The following is a 21362-nucleotide window of genomic DNA, read 5'->3' as shown; positions in this document are numbered from 1 at the left end:
TTCAGGTATGCCTGCCGGAAGAAGCAATTTGCAAGTTAAGGTGAAACATCATGAGAAATCTGAAAAAACATATTATCATCGCCCTTTCCGTACTGGCCGTAAGTGCCGGTGCCATGGTTCTGGGAAACCACGTATCCGCAGCCGAACTGGCTCCAAAAGATCCGGCAGGACCGGTATCCAATGTAGGCAGGGATTATAAAATCGCACTGAAAGAAGCAGACAGTCAGGGAAACCATAATGTAGTCCATAAAGCGGCAGAAGAAAAACCGGCAGAAGACAAGGCAGATCATCCTCATTTCGAAGGGAAAGACAGGAAATCCGGCGAAAGACCGGAAGGCAGGCATCATTTCCGCAGAGGGGATAAAGACCATCATTTCGAAAAAGGAGAACAGAAGGAACATCACTTTGAAAAAGAGGAGGATCGGGAAGAACATAAAGAAAAAAGAGATAACTGGCACAGGAGAGATGACCGGAGAGGCCCGGATGGCGAAGGCCGTCATATGAGGCGTGAACATAAGGGTGGAGAAAGATATGGTGAGCGCCGCATTCACAGAGATGGCGAAAGACGTCATGACAGCCGTTACAGAGACAGACATTTTGCCGGTCCCCGGAGTGAACATCATCCGGCTCCGGAAGATGGCAACTTCTGATTTTCCGGATTTATGGAAAGTTTAAAATCCCTTCAAATTTCCTGTATGTTTTCGATGTATAGTCAATACAGTAAATCATTTCTGCAGTCAAAGGCAGAACCTGAAAGGGGGTGATATCACTTCTATTGCTGCAATCAGATTTTCAGAAAAGTGAAAACCTTCCCCTTATTTCACTTTTCTTATTTCTTTTATCTTTTAATATCCTCTCTCAGAAAAGACCGCTCTGGCGGTCTTTTTCTTTTGGTGAAATTCCTGAAATTTTTCTTACTTAAAATAAATTTTTGAGATATAACATATGTATGTTTAAATTATCTATAGTAACTAAGTAATGCCATACAGCTGCCCCATACCGGAATGATTCCGGCATATCAGACAGGCGGCAGAAGTGACAGGGGCTCTTATTTTGTTTTCACCTGTTCCAGCAGGGGAGGCTGTTATTTTATAAAAGGAGAAATATCATGAAAAAACAGATGGCTATCGTTCTGTCCGTACTGGCTTTGCCTTCCGGCGCCTGAGGCCGGAAGCCAATTACATTACCGGTCACTATTCACTGCGGCCCCTGGCCGTTATATGTGATATAATATACTTTGGCACAGAAGTCTGGGGAGGATTATGTATGATTTCAATCGTGACACCCGTATACAATGAAGAAGATAATGTGGTCTTCTTTCATGACGAAGTAACGAAAGTCATGGAAAAACTGGGAATGGATTATGAACTGATTTACGTCAATGATGGGTCCCGTGACAGGACGGACCTTCTCATTCATCAGCTCGCATCCCATGACCCCCATGTACGGGCACTGACCTTTGCCCGGAATTTCGGCCATCAGATCGCTATTACCTGCGGTATGGACTTTGCCCGGGGAGATGCGGTTATTACGATGGACGGGGATATGCAGCATCCGCCGGCGCTCATTCCAAAGCTCATTGAAAAATGGGAGGAAGGATACGATATTGTCCAGACCGTCCGCACGGCTACGGAAGATGCGGGGTTTGTGAAGAAACTGACCTCTTCCGGCTACTATGCGGTGATCAATTCCATCTCCACCACCCGCGTGGTGCCGGGGGGTTCCGATTTCCGTCTGATGGACAGAAAAGCACTGGATACATTCCTGAAGTTTCGGGAACACAGCCGTTTCATCAGGGGAATCGTGGGAGGCCTGGGCTTCAAACAGACCAGTATCGAATTTACGGCTCCTGCCCGTCATGCGGGAGTTTCCAAATTCTCCATGAAGAAAATGCTTCATTTTGCCATGGACGGAATCATTACCAATTCCACCGTGCCGCTCCGTATGGCTTTCTACATCGGTCTCCTGGCCGGGTTTGCGGGATTTCTCGTGATCCTTCATGTGCTCTGGTGCGTCCTCATGGGAGAGGCGGTACCGGGTTGGGCGACCATGACCATCCTTATTTCCATCTTTGGAGGGCTGAACCTGATGTGCCTTGGCGTACTGGGAGAATACATGGGCCATATTTTTGAAGAAACGAGGAACCGCCCTCTTTACTGGCTCTCTGATGATACCGCAGGCCATGAAGGAAATCCTTACAGGGAGACCCATGAGGAATGAGGACGGAAAATATTTCCAATGATATTTCCGAAGCCGGAACAGAACTGTCCTTGAAATGAAATTCCCCTCTATTGACAGGGAATTTTATTTCAAGGATAATTGTGTCGGCAATCATACCCGGAAAATATAGAGAAAGGATAGAAATATGAGTGATATTCCATTTTTTCAGAGTGAACTTTTTGCAGAACTCAGTGAAGATTTGAAGGTATCTTCCCGTTTTACCGCTACTTACCGCATCGTGGCTTCCGATTATGAGGAGGCAAAGAAGCTGGCTTTCGATATTGCCGTGGAACAGACGGTGGAATGCCCCTATGAACTGGTGAAGGGCACTCCCATTGGCGAATCCATTGTGGGCCAGGTAGAAGAAATCAAAAAAGCGCCGGAACCGGGCGCCTATTTTGCCACTATTTCCTATGATCCTGAGGCTGTGGGCGATGAAATGGCAGAACTTCTCAATATGCTTTTTGGAAATACAAGCCTTCAGCCGGGAGTGAAGCTCATGAGCTTTGAACTGCCGGAAAGCATGTACGATGATTACCCGGGACCCCGGTTCGGCCGCGTGGGACTCCGTGATCTCTGCGGTGTGCCGAGAGGCCCCATCCTCATGTCCGCTATTAAACCTTTAGGAAGGACTCCAAAGGAACTGGGCAGAATGGTCTATGAACTTGCCCTGGGCGGCTGCCCGATTATCAAAGATGATCACAGCCTCATGAATCAGAGTTATGCCCGCTTTGAAGAAAGAGTGCTCCAGTGTGTCATGGCCCTGGCCGATGCAAAAGAAAAGACCGGAAAGAAATCCATGTACATTGCAAACTGCACTGCTGACGGACTCCAGTTCCTGGACCGTGCCTATAAAGCAAAGGAAATCGGTGCAGACGGCATTATGGCAGCCCCTGCCATTACAGGATTTACCCTGATCCGCGACCTGGCAAGAGATCCTGATTTCAATCTGCCGATTTTCCTTCATCCCTGCTTCTCCGGCTCTCTGGTCCTTGATGAAAATTCCGGCATTTCACCTTTCTGCTACTATGGACAGCTTTCCCGTCTCGCCGGAGCCGATGCAGTCATTTTCACCAGCTTTGGCGGCCGTTTCTCTTTCTCTACCGATACCTGCCAGAAAATCTGCGAAGGTACCATGGAAAAGATGGCTTACCTCCGTCCGAGCTTCCCGATCCCCTCCGGCGGCATGCGCTGGCAGCTCTTTAAACAGATGTACCAGGTCTATGGCCCGGACTGCATCTACCTCGTAGGCGGAGCTCTCCAGACCGAAGGTCCGAACCTCACGGACAATGTGAAATTCTTCCTGGACAAGCTTCATGAAGCCTGCGGGATGAATGGGTGAGTAGAGTGATTGGCTTTTAGAGATTCGATTCATATTACGGGAATCGTGGTCCGTGAACCGTGGACCATGATCCGCGCAGGTGGGCGCCCCTGATGGGGCGCTTTTTATTGGGAAATATCATTTTTCGACGGCTTTTGAATCGGGGTTATCGGGATACTCGGGTGTATCGGGGTTGTCGGGGAGGTGGCGGGCATAAAAAATTGAATGCCCGCCAATTTTTACAAATAAAACTATATGTTAATGACTACTTTGAAATAGAAAACAGGAGACTTGGAAGCATAGGGAAAAGCAACAGGATGGGTCAGGTACTGATTTAAAATCAGATGCCTGGCTCTTATAAAATAGATTGGAACACGGTAGAGAGGAGGAAAATTTTATTCATTGCGTATAAGGGCCGAAGGCAGAATATCATACTCGCGCCCCAAGGGCGCCACCTTCCCGATATTCCCGCCTATTCCCGATAGTCCCGACACTCCCGATACAAAAGCAGTTCGTGTAAAATGAGTTATAGTTATTATTACAGGTCATTATGCTAAAACTGCAAATACATTACAAAAGCTATTGACAAAACAATATTCATCCTGTATCATGACAGTCACATCAACCAAGTACATGCTGTGAACGAGAAGGAAACAGATGGGATGCTCCAGAGAGCCGGCGGATGGTGAAAGCCGGTGCGGAAAATCTGCGGACTATCACTCGCGAGCTTCCTGATTGAACCTAAGTAAATCAGGACGGACGTCACCGTTACAGGACCATGCCTTCAGAGTATAATGCAGGGTGGTACCGCGAATTCGCCCCTGTCCCATAGTGGACAGGGGCTTTTATATTACAGGTACCCGCATAGATTCTGGCGGCGGGAGTGATAAACCGGAGTGGTACCGCGCACTGCGCCTCTGTCTGCAATTGCAGGCAGAGGCTTTTTTATACCCCGGCTGAGTGAAGATTGCACATGTGCTATTTCATCAAAAGGAGAATCTACTATGAAAAACTGGAAAAAATTACTGAAACTGGCCGGAGTCGGCTTTATGATGACAGCTGCATGTGCAGGTCTTGCAGGCTGCGGCGGTGGAAATAAATCTGCTGCTCCCGCAGGTGGAGACAAAGTGGCCAAAGTAGGCTTCATCAATGGTGTCACCGGCGGGGTCGCTTCCTATGGTATTGCAGAAAAAGAAGGCCTGGATCTGGCGGTGGAAGAAATCAATAAAGAAGGCAAGGTCAAGATGGACGTGGAAATGGTGGATACCAAAGGCAATGTGCAGCAGGCTGTAGCAGCTGCGCAGAAAATGATCGCTGCCAAAAAGGTCCTGGTGGTAGGGCCCCTGATTTCCGGCGAATATAAAGCCATCGGACCCCTCTTCCAGCAGGCAAAGATTCCGCTTCTGGGCTCTGCGACCACGGCAGAAGGACTCATCGAAATCGGTGACTACATGTTCAGAAACTGCGTGCCCGAATCCCAGAATATTCCTCAGACCGTAAAGAAGACCCACAAGCTTCTTGGTTATAAGAAAGTAGCAGTCCTCTACTCTCATAACAATGAACATCAGGTTTCTGCCTATAAGACTTTCAAGAAAGCCCTCGAAGATGAAGGTGTGGAAATCGTAGGTACGGAAACCTTTGCAGATAAGGATACGGACTTCTCCGCCCAGCTCACCAAGATTCATAACCTGAATCCGGATGTAGTGGTGGTGGCCGGTTACTACCAGGAAGGCGGACTCATCCTGAAGAAGATGAGAGATATGGGCATGAACCAGCCGGTCCTCGGCGATAACGGATTCGTTTCCCCGGAACTTGTGAAGATCGCAGGCCCTGCGTCCGATAATGTATACGTTTCCTCCATGTGGTCCCCGGACAGAGATTCCAAAGCCACCAAAGAATTCATCAAGAACTTCAAGGCAAAATACAACCATGATCCGGACAACTTCGCTGCCTGTGCTTATGTTTCCGCAAAACTGGCAGCCAAAGCAATGGAAAATGCAGGGACAGTCACCGATTCGAAGAAAGTCCGTGATGCCCTGGCGAATATCAAGAATTTCGAAAGTGCCGTTGGTCCCATGACCTTCAAGAATACCGGTGATCCGGAAGTGGATCTGGTGCTTCTCAAAGTACAGGGAGGAAAGTATACGGCGGTGAAGGTCTGAGTCACTTTTCAGGGAATTGATTGAAGTCAATATTGCTCATCGTGATTCGTGGCTCGTGGTCCGTGATTCGTGAAGGTGCGCCGCTAAAGCGGCGAAATATATAGACTTTACTGGAAATCCGGGTACATGAGCGGAGCCGAAAAGCTTTCAATTTCCACCTCCGGGATGGAATTTGAAATAGATGGAGTATGGAAGGCTTTATAGAAGAATGGAAGCGCATGTAGTCTGGAAGGATAGTTTGCAGGATGGGAAATAGATAAAGCAGGGAAGGATAGAAGGAAAGTAAAAGCACAAATGGGAACTGCCGAAAGGCAGGTAAGGCCTTATGGCCTGGCAGGATAGGAATATAAAAAGGAACTGTATAAACAGTTCCTTTTTATGTGTTCATGAGGATGAAATGACATTCTCTTTATTTATATACATATTATAAAGGTCAGAGTGTCACGTCCAGCAGGGTGTCAGCGCCAATGGATTCTCCGTCCGGGTTCTGTGCCGGGGTGAAGGTCCATTTCTTCACACAGTCTTCCGCATATTTCCCAAGGATTTTGAAATCTGCAGAGGACATCGTGCCGGCTTCCGGTTTCACTGCTTCCGGTTTGCCGTCCATTTTTCCTTCATTTGTAATGAATACCTTCACCTGAATGACCGGATGGTTATTTCTTTCCGCAGCATCACGAACTTCATCATTCATGTCTTTCATCACCGGACTTACGGGAGCGGCAGGTACGGCCACCATGGAAGATACGAAACGGATCGGTACGGCTGCATTGGAAACGACTGCCTTTTCACCGCGCATGGCCGGTTTGAAAGACCAGCCTTCCACGGAAGAGGCAGCGTACTGGTCAAGAATCAGGGAAGTGGAACTTTCAAGAAGTTCCGTATGGGTGACAGCACCATCTTCGTTAATGGTCAGCTTCAGCACGGTGGCTGCGGAGTGAGGGAGCATCTTCAGCGCTTCATGCACATTGGCATCTTCCGGGAGCATTTTCGCTTTGATGAGCTGCGGCGGCTGTTCCTGCTCCGCAGTGACAAGGGAACCGTCCTTATTTAAATAAGTCCCTTCTTTCGGAAGAGGAGCAGCCAGGGCAGTCGTGCCAAAGGCGAGGAGAATGGCCAGAGAAGCAATCAGTTTTTTCATAGGAGTACCTTTCTACATGGAATTTAAATAATCATATTCTTTATTTTAATGGATAATCAATATTTCTGCAATGGATGAAAGAAAATGGAAATATTTTACTTCTTCCCGGGGGATGATACAATAAGGGCAAGGAGGTCTCCATGATTACAGAAGAAGATTGGAAATCGCTGGAAACGCTGGCGGAAAAAGCCGGCGCATCTGCCACTTGCCGGGTGGATGTGTCAAAAGTGAAGAGGGGAGTATGGCCGCGCATGAAGTGCCAGTTCGGCTGCGCCCAGTACGGGAATTCCCTCTGCTGCCCGCCCTATACCCCATCCCTTGCGGAGATGAATATATTTCTTGATGAATATACAGACGGTCTTCTGGTGCAGTACTCCATGCCCTATCCGAAGGAGAGAGGAATGGACTGGCAGCAGTTTGATATCGATATCACCAATGGCCTTCATAAAGTACTGTTGGAAATAGAAAAAGCGGCCATGATGAAGAACTACTACAAAGCCTTCGCCCTGAAAGCAGGAAGATGCCGCCTCTGCAAAGTATGCAACCTGAAAAAATGCATCCATCCTGAAGAAGCAAGGCCGTCGCTCGAAGCCTGCGGCATCGACGTCTTCGCCCTGGCAGAAGACAATGGCTTTCATGCAGGCATGTATACGGGAATGGTGGACAAAGTGTCCGTCTATGGCATGGTGCTGATCGAATAGATCTGCTTTATACAGCTAAGGCAGACCCTATCATAAAAACTGTAAAAGTGATCAGTTCTCAGTTCATAGTTATCAGTGAAATAGGCCCCCATCTTTCGATGGCGGGCCTTTTAGCATGCTCCGTATGTCATCGGCTTCAAAAGTCACATGGCACATACGAGACCAACTGACGAAACGTACCTGTGCCAGATGACTCTATCGGTAAGAAAGAGCCCCCGAAGTGCGGAGGGATGTCAAGCCGGTTCAAGTCGAAAATGAGCAAAAGATACAAGCGCAGGGTTCGGCAGCCGGTACATATAAGGATGATTGATAAAAGGTACTCGGTGCAGATGAGAATATCGGTAAGCAGGAAGGCTCTCCCTCGGGAGAACTCCGACGAAGTCGGTGAGAGGGCAATGGCGGCCAAAGGCCGCCGGGGATTTCATTCCTTGCCCCTTCAGTCTGCTTCGCAGCCAGCTTCCCCGAGGGGAAGCCTGCTCGCTTAACTTTGGAGGCACATATGAGGCTGATTGACGAAACTTACTCGTGCTAAGTGATCCTATCGGTCAATGCGCGGCCCCCTTCGATAAGGGGGCTCCGCGATAGCGGTGGGGGAACGAACGCGTCGAAATATTTCCTGGCTGTGTCGACCGAAAAATTTCTCTGGTCGATATCCACTTATGGCTTATTTTCGACAGGAAACGTTTAACAACCTATCCGCCTGCTCCGCAGGCACCTTCCCGGGAGGAGATGGACATTCAGCTCATTTTCGACTTGTGCGATCGTACGCCCCATTCCCCTCCGCTTCGCCCTGACCAGGGGAGGTGGGTGGGAAGGTTGTGCCCTGCAGCAAGCTGACAGATTTCCTCATATCTGCCATGAACCTGAAGTGCAGGAGCAAACATCAATCATCCCATCCATCGGCTGTCCTGTCCGGGGAAGGCTGACCATCAGGCGTCTTCGAAGCCATTTTCACTCCTGATCCAATTCCTGCTCAAAATCAAAAAATCATCAAGAAATCTTAATGATCACCCAAAATCGAAGCCGAGAAACTTGATAAAATCTATCATTTTTGATGAAAATAATTTCTAATGAAAATATAATAAAACAAAACGCCCTTTTTGCACTATATAGTCAGGAAACGGAAAAAGAGGAGCTCCGGGAAGGACTCCAACAAAGAGAGAAACTCACTGACAATCAATCCCACTTCTATCCCTCTACTCACGACCGAAAGCACCGCTTAACGGTTCCTGCTCTCGCTGACAGAGAAGGGCGATCTCCTGCCTTGCCAAAGATTTCTCATCGGCGAAGGCTTTTTGTCGTGGTCCTTCATTTCGTCCTCTGATTGGGAATCTTTTTTTAATCCCAACGAAGAAATAGAGTGTTCCTTATCGCAGATTTGTTTTCGTCCCCATAATTGGGGATCTTTTTTTAATTTGATGATGGGGAAGAGATTAGATTGGCTCCATATACGTTTTCGTCCCCATGATTGGGGATCTTTTTTTAATCACGCTGTAAGATTCGATAAGGAAAAAGTGAGTGTTTTCGTCCCCATGATTGGGGATCTTTTTTTAATTTCCGGCTTCTGTTTCCTCTGTAGTAAGTGCCATCCTGTTTTCGTCCCCATGATTGGGGATCTTTTTTTAATACTAAACCAGTTGGATCAACGAACGTAGGGAAAACCTGTTTTCGTCCCCATGATTGGGGATCTTTTTTTAATTATCTCTGTTTCCGCTGCAGTAGCAGCAGTTCTCGGGTTTTCGTCCCCATGATTGGGGATCTTTTTTTAATGTTCTATTCCCCCCAGTTGTCTATCTAAAGGAGGTAGTTGGTTTTCGTCCCCATGATTGGGGATCTTTTTTTTATGAATATCAATCAAATAAGAAATATCAATAATTACTAATGTTTTCGTCCCCATGATTGGGGATCTTTTTTTTATAAAAACTACTCTGGCTTCCGTTTCTTCCGTACTGGTTTTCGTCCCCATGATTGGGGATCTTTTTTTTATTATGGAGTAATGGCGATGAATGTTTAATCGCCTATGGCTGTTTTCGTCCCCATGATTGGGGATCTTTTTTTTATGGCGTTGTAAAAAGCAATATGGAAAAGACTTTAGAGTTTTCGTCCCCATGATTGGGGATCTTTTTTTAATGGGCAGAAAGGAGTATCCCATATGGATACCGTGAAGAGTTTTCGTCCCCATGATTGGGGATCTTTTTTTAATTAAAAGCCGAGATTAAACAGTTAAAAGCGACCATCAAGTTTTCGTCCCCATGATTGGGGATCTTTTTTTAATATCCGTAGTCCTCTCTGCTGCAGTAGCAGCACTGGTGTTTTCGTCCCCATGATTGGGGATCTTTTTTTAATGAGAATTTGTTATGTTTGGCTCTGTAAAGACGGAGTTTTCGTCCCCATGATTGGGGATCTTTTTTTAATATTTTGATTCTAGCTTATCGCAACCTTGATGTAACTTTTCGTCCCCATGATTGGGGATCTTTTTTTAATCCTACGCTAAACACGTTTGTGACCCTGAAACTGGCGCTTTTCGTCCCCATGATTGGGGATCTTTTTTTAATGACCATGGCGTCGGTGCATGACATTTTGTTCCCACCGCTTTTCGTCCCCATGATTGGGGATCTTATTTTAATCAGGGCTAAGATTTACTGCTAGCTGTTTGCAAGTAGTCTTTTCGTCCCCATGATTGGGGATCTTTTTTTAATATGTTCGAATTCGAACATTATAAAGTCTGGAATAAGACTTTTCGTCCCCATGATTGGGGATCTTTTTTTAATAGGGAATGGTTATGGTTCATAAGTTTGCCATGCCGCACTTTTCGTCCCCATGATTGGGGATCTTTTTTTAATTACAGAGGAAACGGACGTGAGAGTAGCTTTTGCAGTCTTTTCGTCCCCATGATTGGGGATCTTTTTTTAATAATGGCAAGATTTACATTGCTAGCAACCATAACGCCTTTTCGTCCCCATGATTGGGGATCTTTTTTTAATTGTTACTGTTAAACCGGTCGTTACTCTCATTAACTTTTCGTCCCCATGATTGGGGATCTTTTTTTAATCGCCTGACGGAAGCAACGTAAAGCAGTGTATCAAGGCGCTTTTCGTCCCCATGATTGGGGATCTTTTTTTAATCAGATTCTCAGCCTCATTGGGGTAAAGGTTGAGGCGCTTTTCGTCCCCATGATTGGGGATCTTTTTTTAATCCGTGGTAAAATTTATTCTCCGTAAGGGGAGTAAAAGCTTTTCGTCCCCATGATTGGGGATCTTTTTTTAATTTTGATATAATCTTCGCTAATGATTCCTGCGTCATATTCTTTTCGTCCCCATGATTGGGGATCTTTTTTTAATGGCAGCGATGGAACCTACTTTGTAGCCAAGGAAGACATCCTTTTCGTCCCCATGATTGGGGATCTTTTTTTAATTCGGACCTGACTGATCGTCCGATTCCCGAAACCGATTACTTTTCGTCCCCATGATTGGGGATCTTTTTTTAATTAAAATGAAAAGAGGAAATAGTTTGGAAACAGAAAAACTTTTCGTCCCCATGATTGGGGATCTTTTTTTAATAATTTGAAAAAGAATATTTCACAAATTTAATTGACTTTTCGTCCCCATGATTGGGGATCTTTTTTTAATGAGCCCCAAAATTATATATTGTTTCTCAAAAGGAGGACTTTTCGTCCCCATGATTGGGGATCTTTTTTTAATGACGACCGCGACCTCGAGGCATATTTTGAGGGTGAAGACTTTTCGTCCCCATGATTGGGGATCTTTTTTTAATTTTGAAAAAGAATATTTCACAAATCTGGTTAATAATTACGCTCTTTTCGTCCCCATGATTGGGGATCTTTTTTTAATATGTCACGAAAGAAACGATGGATTCAGTACATAATGTCTTTTCGTCCCCATGATTGGGGATCTTTTTTTAATCCTGTGTCCGGGAAGCCCGATAGAACCTGGGCCGGCAGTAAGGTTTGCGGCGCAGATTGGATTTCGGCTGGATTTTTCCCGGATGCAGGTGTTTCATAGGTAGTTTCCTCAGAGTTTATCGGCATCGGCGCAGATTTGGCCGCGCTGTGCCTTTTCTATCTGTCTCATTCGAGTATATCATGGTTTTCAGTAAATGATTACATCATTGTCATTGTCTTTGACTTCCCCCCGGCCCCAGGAAAGGACGCGGGTATGGTCGTATAGGATGTAGATGCGGAAGGAGTCTGTTTTTTCATCGATGATTTTGCTGCCCACCGCAGCCATTTCATCGAGCTGACGGGGTGTCAGGAGTCCTTCGAAGGCGGATTTCTGTACGCGCAGGGCATATTGTTCCAGGAAGCGGACCATCTGGGTCCGTTTTTTGTTATCCGTGATGTCATAGATGGCAAGGACGATGTACCGGTTGTCGTCGGTGGGGCGTATTTTCCATTCTTTTTCTTCCATTATCGGATCACCATGGGTTTCAGGTCGTCAATATTTCCTGATTGAAGGGCCTGGTTATAGGATTTGCATTCCATTTCAATGGTATGCCTCCAGGAGTAACCGCCGTCGAAGTAGTGATTGACGGATCGCATCTTCTTTTCATAGGCCTGGATGAAGATTCTCCGGCCCACTCTGTCCAGATAAATGCCGTCATTTTCTCCTTTTTGGAAATGTTCCTTTTTGATTTCGTGCTTTGTGACGAGAGACAGGCATAGGGCGTCCACGATGGCAGGCCGCCAGGGTTCCATGAGGTCCGAGGCCAGGGCAGGATGTCCGTTTTTCAGGGCATGTAGAAATCCCACGTAAGGATGAAGGCCGCAGTTTGTGATGGCCGTATAAAAGTCATACAGGAGAAGGGTATATCCGAAACTGAGAAGGGAATTGAATGGGTCCTTCGGCGGCCGGCGTGTCCTTTTTTCAAAATGGAAATCTTCATTGACGATGAGCCCCATGGCCTGGAAATAGATCCTTGCCATAGCACCTTCATAGCCCATGACTCCTTCCACCGAATCCGCTGTATGGAGCTTATCAGCAAGGATTCGTATATCCGCGATGGCTTTTTCTATTTTTTCATTTTGAATGCGCCTGTTGTAGCTGCGGAGGATGGTTCTCTGGTTGTAAATTTTGCAGAAGATGATTCTTTTGGCCAGGGTCATCTGGAAATCCTTGTCTTCCAGCCGCCGGAACTGTTCCTGCTGTTTCATCACATTCCAGTTCGAGGTGGATTCCAGGCGGCCAAAGAAGCGGCCGCTTGAGGAAATCCAGGTGACCGGGATGCCTCTTTCCAGGAAATCCACCATGGCAGAAGAAGAAACCTGGATGGAATCAATGAGGGTGACTCCTTCGAGTACGGCTGCCGGTACTTCACAGAGGGTTTCATTTTCTCTGCTGATTACATATTGTCCGCCTCTTTTTGAAAGGCGGGAACCGGGTTCCGTCATATACAGCCAGCTCATAAAGGCCTCCTTTGTGAAATGGAAATAAGCAGGCGGAAGTTCCGCTTTCCGGGGGGAAAAGCTTATTTTTTATCGGAATGGGATTCTATTTCCACTTTTTCCCCGCAGTCCGCTTTTCAGCTCTCCGGATTTTCGGAAAGACTTTCCCGGATGAATCCATTCAGCCGGTCATAGGACCGGGGGATTTCTTTCCTCCGGACGAGAAAGGCAGCCCGGCGGAGGAGGCGAAGGATTTCGGCAGAATTCATACCGGTCTCTTTTTTCAGCTGTTCTTCGGTCATGTTGGTGATGGTGTGGGCCAGGGGATTCCGGATGTCTTCTTCTACCTGACGGAGGCGGGCAAAGGTATCGGTCAGTTCTATATGCTTTTTATCCTGACTGAGCAGGCCGGTTTTCAGCCATTCACAGATGTAGACCATGATATTGAAATAGAGAGGTCCGTTTCTTAAAGAGCTGTCCAGTTCTGTTTCCAGAAAGGCCAAAAGCTTCGGGTAGGCCCGGTTTGTTTCTTCCCGGCCGATTCGGAATTCTCTGGTTTGTTTTCTTTTCCACCTGCTCTGTTCTCTCAAGCGTTCCAGGTCGAAAGAGGGGAGTTCCTTCAGGTATTTCATGCCCAGGGCGGTGAGGATGGGGGAAGTTTTGACGATGAATTCGGGAAGCTGGTTTTTCCGCTGCCTGAGTTCCATGACCTGGAAATATTCGGTAAAGTCATCAGGACTCTGGAGAAGAATATTTCCTTTCCAGGAGGTCATGACCTGATTGGCCTTTTTCCACTGCAGATTTTCTCTGTATACGGCATGGGTGAGAAGTTTTTCCGTATCTTTCGTGAAAAGGGACTGGTTCTGTCTGACCAGATGAAGGGCGGCTTCGTATTCGAAACTGCCCACGAGGGATGTGATCTGAAGGATGAGTCCGTGTTTCTTCAAAAGAGACAGGTCCGGCTCGCTGCAGCGATTCGGGCTTTCGGGATCATTGTCTTCATTTTCTCCCAGCATTTCGATGAGGTCTTTTGTTTCTTCGGGATGGTTTCTTTTATTGGAGCCTTTCTCCGGGGTTGCTACCTGGATGGTATGGGCCTTTGGGTAATCCATGCCGAGAAGGGTCATGACGGTTTTGATCTGGGGCGTGCCGGAGCTGATATTCAGGTACCATTCGGCATCCGGATATTCTGCATAAGCTTTGTAGAAAGCATCCTGCAGGGCCGTGAGGGTTTCATATTTCTGGGGCTCTTCGATGCCGCTGGCAAGGAGATGAATGTCACAACCTGGACTTAGCTGCAGGATGCCCCGGGTATAGCAGTGTTCTTCCTTTTCTTTTTCTTCCATCTGTTTCGTAAGGAAGAGGTAGACTTTCTCCATAGGTCCATAATGGCGGAGAATATGGAGAATGGCCCCGTCACGGAAGCCTCGTACCGGGTCCGTATCTCCGGCGGGAGTGAAAAGTATTTTCATGGGTTATTCCTTTCTATACCGGGAAATTTCCACCGTGGTCCCTCCCATACCCATGGCGGTTTTCATGCCGGTCCCTGCAAATTCGGCAAAGGAGGAGAGCATGGATGCCATGCGGGGAGTCACGTCATTTTTGAAAAGACCGAGGCGGATAGAGCCCCGGAAGGCACGAATCCGCCGCCCTTCCAGGGAGTAGGGATGGGTATGGAGGCGGTAATCGGTGATTTCCATACATTCTGCCAGGTGTTCTCCCATATGCGCTTCTCCAAGGACACTGCCGTCGGAGTATGCATTCCATTTGCGGATGAGGGTATTGAAAAGGAGCGCAGGTTCCGGGAAGATGGCATAGGTGCCATGGGTTTTGAAAGAGGTGGAGGTGAGGAAATTCATTTCGATGTGATGGATTTTTTCCGAATTGGCCCAGAATTGCTCTTCCAGTTCTTTGAAGGTTCCCGTCTTCAGGATATGGAAATTGGACAGGGAAATATCGCAATTTCTCTGTTCCAGGTGAAGAGAGGAAAGTTTCATCACCGGCACCATGATGTGGTCGAAGGCATCTTCTGTGAGGACTGCAATCCGCCAGAGCGGTTTTCCGTCCTCTACGGTGAGGTACTGGCTGTAGGGGCGGACTTTCTGTTCATGCATGGAGGAGGCCCATTCGGGAGAAGTTTCCCGAATCAGGGCTCCCTGGAAGACAGAGCCCAGGGACTGGTTCAAAATCTGCCCCTCCGGCAGTTTCACTTCGATTTCTGCTAAAGTCATCATTTGACGGCCGCCTTCAATTCTTCTACCACTTTGACTGCTGCCATGCCCATGATGGCATCTCTGTCTTCCAGATAGGCCAGTTTCAGGGTGTGGGGAGAAATATTCCGGTCTCTTTCATGTTTCCCTTTCCTGAATTCCTGCTGCATCAGTTCTTTGACGACCTGGATTCCTTCTCTTTTGGAGGGGGCCAGGGCATAGGTGAGGGTCTTGCTCAGATAGCCGGCACCGCCTCCCAGGAAAAGGTTCGGATCATACATACGGTCATCATAATCGTTTTCCCCGATGGGACCCCAGATGGGCTCCATGAGGCTGCACTGAAAATCGGCAAATTCTTTCAAAACGCTGACGACATCGGAGGCCTTGTGGATTCCCATATTTCCCATGAGAGATTCATCGATGCCCAAAGTAAAGGTGACGGATTGATCCGGCATGATGCATTCTCTCCAGATCGGGATGGTGCGAATGTCGGAATCCGGTCTTTCACCCAGATCTTCTTTGATGACGATGCCGGGCGGTGTGCTGCAGGGGGTGGAGTCACTGACCGTAAGGCCCCGGAAGAAACTATTCACCATATCCAGGCGTCCTTCTTTGTCCGGAGCGATGGTCATTTCTTTTTCCATCTGATCGATGACAGAGCCCATGGAGGACTTGATTTTTTCATGTTTCCAGGAGTCATTATCTTTCCTGCGGAAACGATTTTCCTCGCGGGCATTATCCACGGCTTTCTGAATCTTATCCCAGTATTTCCTGTATTTCCCCGGATTTTTTCGAATAAGGTGGACAAGGATGGCTGTACGGATGGCTCCTTTCAGGGAAGAACCGGGGATATAGGCCCGGCCTTCACTGTTTTTTATGTGGAGGGAGATATCATTCAGCGCATTGGTGCGGTCCTGCTTCTCAAGGGTTTCTACTTTTTCTGCGGACTCGAGGACCCCTTCTTTGACCAGTCTTTCCAGGTAGTCATGAACGGCATAGCCGGCATAGTGCTTTTTTAAAAAAGTAAAAAGGGAGAGGTGCTGGGGGTCATTCATGGTTTCACCGATGAAATCACGGAGGAATTTCTGCTGTCCCAGCCAGATGGCCCATTTTGTCTCGTTCAGGAAATAGACGAGGGACTTCTCATGTTTTTCCCGATTTTTATCGGTATACCGGTATTTTTCATAGACGTACTGATTTTTGCCAAGCTTTTCCCCGGAGCCGATATGGACGGGAGAAAGGCAGGTGAGTTCCAATTTCCAGTATTTCATCATAGTTTCAGCCCCACAAATAATCCTTTACCATATTTATAGACGGGATGCGGCGCGGAACCGTTATTGACATCTGCCAGTCTTCCTTCCATCCTTTGCGGGAAGCAGGAGCCGGCAGCCATCATATAAATGGAATTTGTCTTCACTGGCTGCTCCATATCCCGGGACCAGGCAAATCCGCCCCGGCGGATCAGCCGGCCGGTGCCTCTGGAGGCGGAAGAAATTTCATTTTCCTTAGGAATGAAAGAGGAAATGGTCATCTGGTGCGGCGCTTTTTCATCGGTGAGGAGGCGGTACAGGGCGGCATCATCTTCCCCGTAAATTTCATCACCGGAAAGTTGAAGGGGATCATCTTCAAATTCATAGTGTCCAAATCCGCTGGACCTCTTGCCGCCGATCCCGGAAAGGCCCAGGAGGCGGATGAGATTTTCCATTTTCATAAGGTCCTTTTCTTCTGCAGAAAGGATGACGTAGAGTCCCGCATGGTCAGAAAAGTGCCAGGTGCCCACATCATAGGGGAGCTTCAACCGGCCGTTGAAACGGGTGCGGAGTTCTTCTTCTCCGAAGGAGGGTTCTTCGGAAAGGGAAAGATTTCCCGCCTTAAGACCTTTCAGGAAATGATCCATTCCCCCGGCACGGATGAAGGACCGTTTCTTGATGGCCTTGCGGGCTTTGGAGTTTTCTTTTTCTTCCGTAAAAGGAAGAAGGTTTTTCTTTATTTCCGGATTGACCGGAAGGACGGGCCGGGGAAGGTAAAGTTCATAGGTATCCGTTTCACGCCAGGGGAGGAGGTCGGAAATCCGAAGGCTCCCTTTTTCTGCAGCTCCGGAAAGCCAGGAGAGGAGAGATGGCGAAAGGTCAGCCGCTTCCCGGCAGAGGGCACTGAAAAAGGTATCGGAACGGCAGAAGGAAAGGATATTTCCCAGGTCTCCGCCTTCTCCTGCATCCCCGAAATGGACGGGCGTTGTAAATTTCAGGAGAATGAGTTCATAAGCTTTCATAGCAGGCGTCCTTGAATTTCTGACTCAGTTTTTCATCTTCCGAAAGTTCTGCCGTTTCCGGGTTCATCCGGCGGATGCGGAAATGATCAAATCCGATTCGTCCATAGCCCCGGGAACCGTGGCCTCCGATGTAATCGAGCTGCAGGAGACGGAATCCGGTGATGAGGACTTTCATGTCTTCTTCCAGGTCCTTTTCATCTTCGATATTGTAAACAAGACGGAAATCAAACTGCATCCCTGCAGGGACCCGTTCGATCTGCCTCGGGTTGGCCACACCGGTTCCGCGGTTGATCGTATTTTCTGCCTTGATTTCTCCCAGGTAGGTATCCGTATCAAGCTGGCTGAATTTCTTCACGCTTTCATCTTTGACAAAAGCATCGGCAAACTGGAGACGGGCCGGAACGGTTTTTTTGTCATTTTTCGTGGAAGCCAGTCCGAAGAGGCGGCCCACCACTTCTTCATCTCCATCCGGTTCCGGAAGGATGTAGGATGAATCCCTCAATTTGGCCAGAAGGGTCCGCATTTTGCCCTTCAGCGTGCTTCCGGGGATGATGGGACGTTTTGTAAAGGAATCACGGATAAACGGGCTGTCTACGGCGCCAATGGGTGCAAAGTCGCTGGAGTCGCCGATATGAAGACCTGTTTTTAATGTGATATCTGCTTCGATCAGTAATTTTCCTTTCAGTTGTACCTGTGCCATAATCAGTCTCTGCCTCCATAGTATTTGTGATAAGCCACCAGCGCTTCGATATAGTGCGCAAATTTTTCATATTCCGCGGTGCTGTCCCCGATGCCATCGATGCATGCCATAAGGCCTGCTTTATTGGCGAATGTTTCGACCGGTTTGCCCCGCTTGTTTTCATTTCTTCCAATCTGGTAGGCCAGTTTCACTTTCAGGTATTGGACCTGGGCCTGCAGTTCCGGGGGAAGTTTTTTCGTATCCTTTCTGTCGGAAAGTTTCCATACGTTGATTTTTTCAGTGACTGTATTGACGGCGGTCAGGAACTTGCGAATCTGGGAGGTGGTCACCATAGTCTTCTGGTCTCTGGAAAGGTCTTTCATCACCTGTTCCGCCCGATTTACAATTTTTGTCTCATCCATTATTTTTGCTCCTTGTCGCGCATGCGGTAAACAATCAGCTGAATGGCTGTCGTCAGTTCTTTTCTGTCTTTTTCGCTGACTGTCCAGCGGTACAGCTGATTTCTGACTTCTTCATAGCAGTTTTGTATTTCAGGACCTTCCTTCTTTGCCGGTTCCAGTCTTGCCAGGGTATAGGCGAAACGGGCCAGGTCCATCCGCCCTTTATCCTGGCTTTTCAGGAGGGTCATGAGGCGGTACAGCAGGGATTTTCCTGCAGCAATGCGGGCCCTGCCGTCTTTTTTTGTAATGCCGGAAAGGTCCAGATGGTTCATGAGGAAGATGATTTTTTCATCGTGAATCCGAATAAGTTCATCCCAGTGGTAAACCGGGGCTTTTTCCCTGCCCTCTGATGCGGTGTATTCCGTGCCGCTTCCAAAGAGGGCGAGGCTGTCTTTTCCGGGATTGGCTTTCGCCAGGTCTTCCAGGTTCCCGGTGAGGGCTGCCATGCGGCTGATGGGGTAGGTGGGAGAAAATAGTCCAAGGCCTGCGGAGAAGGTCAGTTTTTCATTGGTCCATACCGCAAAGGTCCGGCGCAGGTCGACTGCAAATTCAAGGAGGTCATCCCAGGCTCCGGTGAGGAAGAGGTCATCGCCGCCGGAGTAAACCACATGAATTTTCCGGTGGCTTTGTTCCTTATCCTGGAAAAGGTAGAAAGGTTGAATCCCTTCCGGCAGTTTTTTCCGGCAAATGTCCAGGATGACCCGCCGGAAGAAATAGGCCATACTGCGGGATAAGGCGGCATAGCGGGAAAGGGTGGCATAGGTCTCGGGATTCTGCCCTTTTCGGATGAAACCTGCAATGAAGGCTGCTCCCAGGTTGTCCACATCGGCCCTGAGGACCCCTAAACGGTTGATGCCAAGGGAATATTCATCTCCTGAGCTCTCTGCCAGTTCGTTAAAATCAAGAATGTGACTGTCATTGCCTCTGCAGGCGTAGTCAGCGGTCCAGATTCTGGAGGCCATCAGATGAGAGGTACGAGATTGATTCTTGTCGTAGATCCGGATGAAAAGTCCCTCTTTTTTCCATTTTTCCAGGTCTTCCTCCGAAGCAGGAAGGAGGGAGAGGGTCTTCGAATCCAGGGAAGGGAGGGGAATGCTGCCTTTCATCGGGCTGTCCTCAAGAACCGCAAACAATGTCTTTCCTTCATCAATCAGGGATTTTCCCAGGAGGTACAGGCCATTGCAGGTATCACAGACCTCTACGTCATCCTCGGAATGATTGGCCTCATAGGAGGAAAGGTGTCTTTCTGAGCTATGGCAGATGGCGCATTCCCTATTTCCTTTACTGACCTCATTGAAAGCGCTGTGTTCATCAAAAAGCTCGGAAAGCGTCGTTTCATCGTAACGATGCTGCTTGGAAAGGGAAACTTTTTCGGAAACGGTACGGAAGATATTGGTCCTTGTCCCGCTTCCTGCGGGCTCCATGAGATCATTGGCACAGACTTCCACCATGCCCAGGGCCAGGTACAAAGTACCGGAAAAGAGGGATGTCAGCTGGCGGTTCAGCGTTATTTCTGCCTCTTTGACGATGCTTCTTGTCTTTTCCGTATTGTCTGCCAGAAGGTAGAAATGGCCGCCGCTGCAGTAAATCAGGTTTGCCCGGGAGAGGTTTAGCTTTTCCAGCAGTTCATCTACGATATGTTCCAGCAGGATATCCAGGTAGAAGGACCGGCCCCGGAGCATGCGCATAGCCCCGGAAGAGGGGATGCGGTAAATGAATTTCTGAATGCCTGAAAAATCACCGGAAATAAATAGGAATTCTTTTTCGTCCCGATTGATTTTTCCTTTTTCAAAACAGGCTTCTTTATAGTTGGTGATGTGTCTGCTCTGGAAATATTTCACCATGGCTCCTGCCAGGGCGCCGGTGAGTTTCAGATGGTCGAAGAGGGAAATATCATTCACTTCTTCTCTGGCGGTGCTGGAAGGAATGAGATCCGTCGTATCCTCCAGAATGCGGAGCAGTTCATTTTCCGTCATTTCCAAAGGATCTTTTCTTTGGAAATTGGCTTTCACCGTTTCATAAATCCCGGTGTACAATCCCTGAGAAGCGGGAAGTTTGCGGGAAACGGGATAATTGGCGGTCCGGGCGTCATCTTTTTTCAATAACTTAAACCAGGATTCTTTGCCGCCTCCCGCAAAGGCATTGAAAATGTTATCCAGCGAGGATTCCATATCGAAGCGGGACTGGGAAGGGAGTCCATTGGTCCCATAGGCTTCCCGGGTGCGCCGGTCGGCTCCGGCGGCTATATTGTCCGCTTCATAAATAATCCACGCCAGATCATCTGCCGCAGGGTCTGCATCTCGCAGGGCTCCCGCGTGATGATACCGAATACAGCGAAGAAGCCGTCTGCTTTCGTCCGAAGAGGCATCGGTGAGGAAAGGAATTAAAAAATCCGCGCCAAGATCAGAATGGTTTTTCCATTCATGAGTGGCGCGAATCACCAATTTCCCTATGTCATGAAGCAAACCGGCCTTCGCAGCTAAAGAAATTGTATCCATCATTTCATCTCCTTTATGAGATAATCGTTAACTTCATTGTATCCAATGGCATTCATAAATTCAACTGTCAACTGTAGAATCAAAAGGCGGCTGCCGAGGCCCGGTATTTCAAAGAAGCCCTGTATTTCCGGATGAAAAATATCTTTTCCGGAACGGGCACACAAGAAGCAGATGGCTGCCCTTGCAGGCGGTTAAAATTTATAGAAAAGGACCGCCTCTCCCATGTAAAGGCGGCCCCCACAACTGCGAACTGGGAATATCTAACAGCTAACTATATCCCCTGTTTCAATTCTATGCTA

The 21362-nt window shown here is 48.0% G+C and carries 15 protein-coding genes, 1 CRISPR repeat array and 1 other annotated feature; of the genes, 5 read left to right on the top strand and 10 right to left on the bottom strand.

Annotated elements, in window-relative coordinates; all coding sequences use genetic code 11:
* Positions 1-50: 50 nt before the first annotated feature.
* From QZN42_RS07250 to QZN42_RS07235, 4 genes are all read left to right on the top strand, one after another.
* Complete coding sequence (locus tag QZN42_RS07250) at positions 51-650, top strand: hypothetical protein (protein WP_296955942.1); 600 nt, start codon at positions 51-53, stop codon at positions 648-650.
* A 616-nt stretch (positions 651-1266) separates the two neighbouring features.
* Positions 1267-2220: a glycosyltransferase family 2 protein gene (locus QZN42_RS07245; protein WP_296955940.1), complete on the top strand. Its 954-nt coding sequence runs from the start codon at positions 1267-1269 to the stop codon at positions 2218-2220.
* Positions 2221-2365: 145 nt separating this feature from the next.
* Positions 2366-3562: a RuBisCO large subunit C-terminal-like domain-containing protein gene (locus QZN42_RS07240; RefSeq protein ID WP_296955938.1), complete on the top strand. Its 1197-nt coding sequence runs from the start codon at positions 2366-2368 to the stop codon at positions 3560-3562.
* Positions 3563-4170: 608 nt separating this feature from the next.
* Positions 4171-4367, top strand: a binding site (T-box leader).
* 178 nt (positions 4368-4545) lie between these two features.
* Positions 4546-5703, top strand: a complete 1158-nt coding sequence (locus tag QZN42_RS07235) for an ABC transporter substrate-binding protein (protein ID WP_296955934.1) — start codon at positions 4546-4548, stop codon at positions 5701-5703.
* A gap of 433 nt (positions 5704-6136) precedes the next feature.
* Here QZN42_RS07235 and QZN42_RS07230 read toward each other — a convergent pair whose 3' ends face one another.
* Positions 6137-6841 carry a TonB family protein gene (locus tag QZN42_RS07230; protein WP_296955932.1) on the bottom strand — a complete coding sequence of 235 codons (705 nt, stop codon included), beginning with the start codon at positions 6839-6841 and terminating at the stop codon, positions 6137-6139.
* A 140-nt stretch (positions 6842-6981) separates the two neighbouring features.
* Here QZN42_RS07230 and QZN42_RS07225 point away from each other — a divergent pair, with 140 nt between their 5' ends.
* Complete coding sequence (locus QZN42_RS07225) at positions 6982-7542, top strand: DUF2284 domain-containing protein (RefSeq protein WP_296955930.1); 561 nt, start codon at positions 6982-6984, stop codon at positions 7540-7542.
* Between the two features lie 1309 nt (positions 7543-8851).
* Positions 8852-11465: a CRISPR direct-repeat array (repeat unit 34 nt; unit sequence TTTTCGTCCCCATGATTGGGGATCTTTTTTTAAT).
* A 186-nt stretch (positions 11466-11651) separates the two neighbouring features.
* Here QZN42_RS07225 and cas2 read toward each other — a convergent pair.
* The 9 genes from cas2 to cas10 form a co-directional block, all read right to left on the bottom strand.
* Positions 11652-11969: a CRISPR-associated endonuclease Cas2 gene (gene cas2 / locus QZN42_RS07220; protein ID WP_296955927.1), complete on the bottom strand. Its 318-nt coding sequence runs from the start codon at positions 11967-11969 to the stop codon at positions 11652-11654.
* Positions 11969-12964: a CRISPR-associated endonuclease Cas1 gene (gene cas1 / locus QZN42_RS07215; protein WP_296955921.1), complete on the bottom strand. Its 996-nt coding sequence runs from the start codon at positions 12962-12964 to the stop codon at positions 11969-11971. The genes cas2 and cas1 overlap by 1 nt, the downstream gene beginning before the upstream one ends.
* Before the next feature lie 116 nt (positions 12965-13080).
* On the bottom strand, positions 13081-14415 hold the full coding sequence (locus QZN42_RS07210; protein ID WP_296955918.1) for a type III-A CRISPR-associated CARF protein Csm6: 1335 nt from the start codon (positions 14413-14415) through the stop codon (positions 13081-13083).
* A gap of 3 nt (positions 14416-14418) precedes the next feature.
* Entirely contained in the window at positions 14419-15177 is a 759-nt protein-coding gene (gene cas6 / locus QZN42_RS07205) for a CRISPR system precrRNA processing endoribonuclease RAMP protein Cas6 (protein ID WP_296955914.1), read from the bottom strand.
* Entirely contained in the window at positions 15174-16427 is a 1254-nt protein-coding gene (csm5, locus tag QZN42_RS07200; protein WP_296955912.1) for a type III-A CRISPR-associated RAMP protein Csm5, read from the bottom strand. The genes cas6 and csm5 overlap by 4 nt, the downstream gene beginning before the upstream one ends.
* A complete protein-coding gene (locus QZN42_RS07195; RefSeq protein WP_296955910.1) occupies positions 16424-17425 on the bottom strand; it encodes a type III-A CRISPR-associated RAMP protein Csm4 in 1002 nt (333 codons plus the stop codon). Before QZN42_RS07195 ends, csm5 begins: the two co-directional genes overlap by 4 nt.
* Complete coding sequence (gene csm3, locus QZN42_RS07190; protein ID WP_296955907.1) at positions 17412-18125, bottom strand: type III-A CRISPR-associated RAMP protein Csm3; 714 nt, start codon at positions 18123-18125, stop codon at positions 17412-17414. Before csm3 ends, QZN42_RS07195 begins: the two co-directional genes overlap by 14 nt.
* Positions 18126-18127: 2 nt before the next feature.
* Entirely contained in the window at positions 18128-18526 is a 399-nt protein-coding gene (gene csm2, locus QZN42_RS07185) for a type III-A CRISPR-associated protein Csm2 (protein ID WP_296955903.1), read from the bottom strand.
* Positions 18526-21066: a type III-A CRISPR-associated protein Cas10/Csm1 gene (cas10, locus tag QZN42_RS07180; protein WP_296955900.1), complete on the bottom strand. Its 2541-nt coding sequence runs from the start codon at positions 21064-21066 to the stop codon at positions 18526-18528. The genes csm2 and cas10 overlap by 1 nt, the downstream gene beginning before the upstream one ends.
* Positions 21067-21362: the final 296 nt, after the last annotated feature.

The sequence above is a fragment of the uncultured Dialister sp. genome (assembly GCA_900314595.1).
Lineage (GTDB): Bacteria > Bacillota > Negativicutes > Veillonellales > Dialisteraceae > Dialister.
The sequence above is the reverse complement of the archived record's forward strand: the minus strand, read 5'-3'. Positions and strand labels throughout refer to the sequence as shown.

Coding starts and splice junctions, on each gene's coding strand:
- QZN42_RS07250 (WP_296955942.1), top strand. CDS start 51: ATGAGAAATCTGAAAAAACATATTATCATCGCCCTTTCCGTACTGGCC.
- QZN42_RS07245 (WP_296955940.1), top strand. CDS start 1,267: ATGATTTCAATCGTGACACCCGTATACAATGAAGAAGATAATGTGGTC.
- QZN42_RS07240 (WP_296955938.1), top strand. CDS start 2,366: ATGAGTGATATTCCATTTTTTCAGAGTGAACTTTTTGCAGAACTCAGT.
- QZN42_RS07235 (WP_296955934.1), top strand. CDS start 4,546: ATGAAAAACTGGAAAAAATTACTGAAACTGGCCGGAGTCGGCTTTATG.
- QZN42_RS07230 (WP_296955932.1), bottom strand. CDS start 6,841: ATGAAAAAACTGATTGCTTCTCTGGCCATTCTCCTCGCCTTTGGCACG.
- QZN42_RS07225 (WP_296955930.1), top strand. CDS start 6,982: ATGATTACAGAAGAAGATTGGAAATCGCTGGAAACGCTGGCGGAAAAA.
- cas2 (WP_296955927.1), bottom strand. CDS start 11,969: ATGGAAGAAAAAGAATGGAAAATACGCCCCACCGACGACAACCGGTAC.
- cas1 (WP_296955921.1), bottom strand. CDS start 12,964: ATGAGCTGGCTGTATATGACGGAACCCGGTTCCCGCCTTTCAAAAAGA.
- QZN42_RS07210 (WP_296955918.1), bottom strand. CDS start 14,415: ATGAAAATACTTTTCACTCCCGCCGGAGATACGGACCCGGTACGAGGC.
- cas6 (WP_296955914.1), bottom strand. CDS start 15,177: ATGATGACTTTAGCAGAAATCGAAGTGAAACTGCCGGAGGGGCAGATT.
- csm5 (WP_296955912.1), bottom strand. CDS start 16,427: ATGATGAAATACTGGAAATTGGAACTCACCTGCCTTTCTCCCGTCCAT.
- QZN42_RS07195 (WP_296955910.1), bottom strand. CDS start 17,425: ATGAAAGCTTATGAACTCATTCTCCTGAAATTTACAACGCCCGTCCAT.
- csm3 (WP_296955907.1), bottom strand. CDS start 18,125: ATGGCACAGGTACAACTGAAAGGAAAATTACTGATCGAAGCAGATATC.
- csm2 (WP_296955903.1), bottom strand. CDS start 18,526: ATGGATGAGACAAAAATTGTAAATCGGGCGGAACAGGTGATGAAAGAC.
- cas10 (WP_296955900.1), bottom strand. CDS start 21,066: ATGATGGATACAATTTCTTTAGCTGCGAAGGCCGGTTTGCTTCATGAC.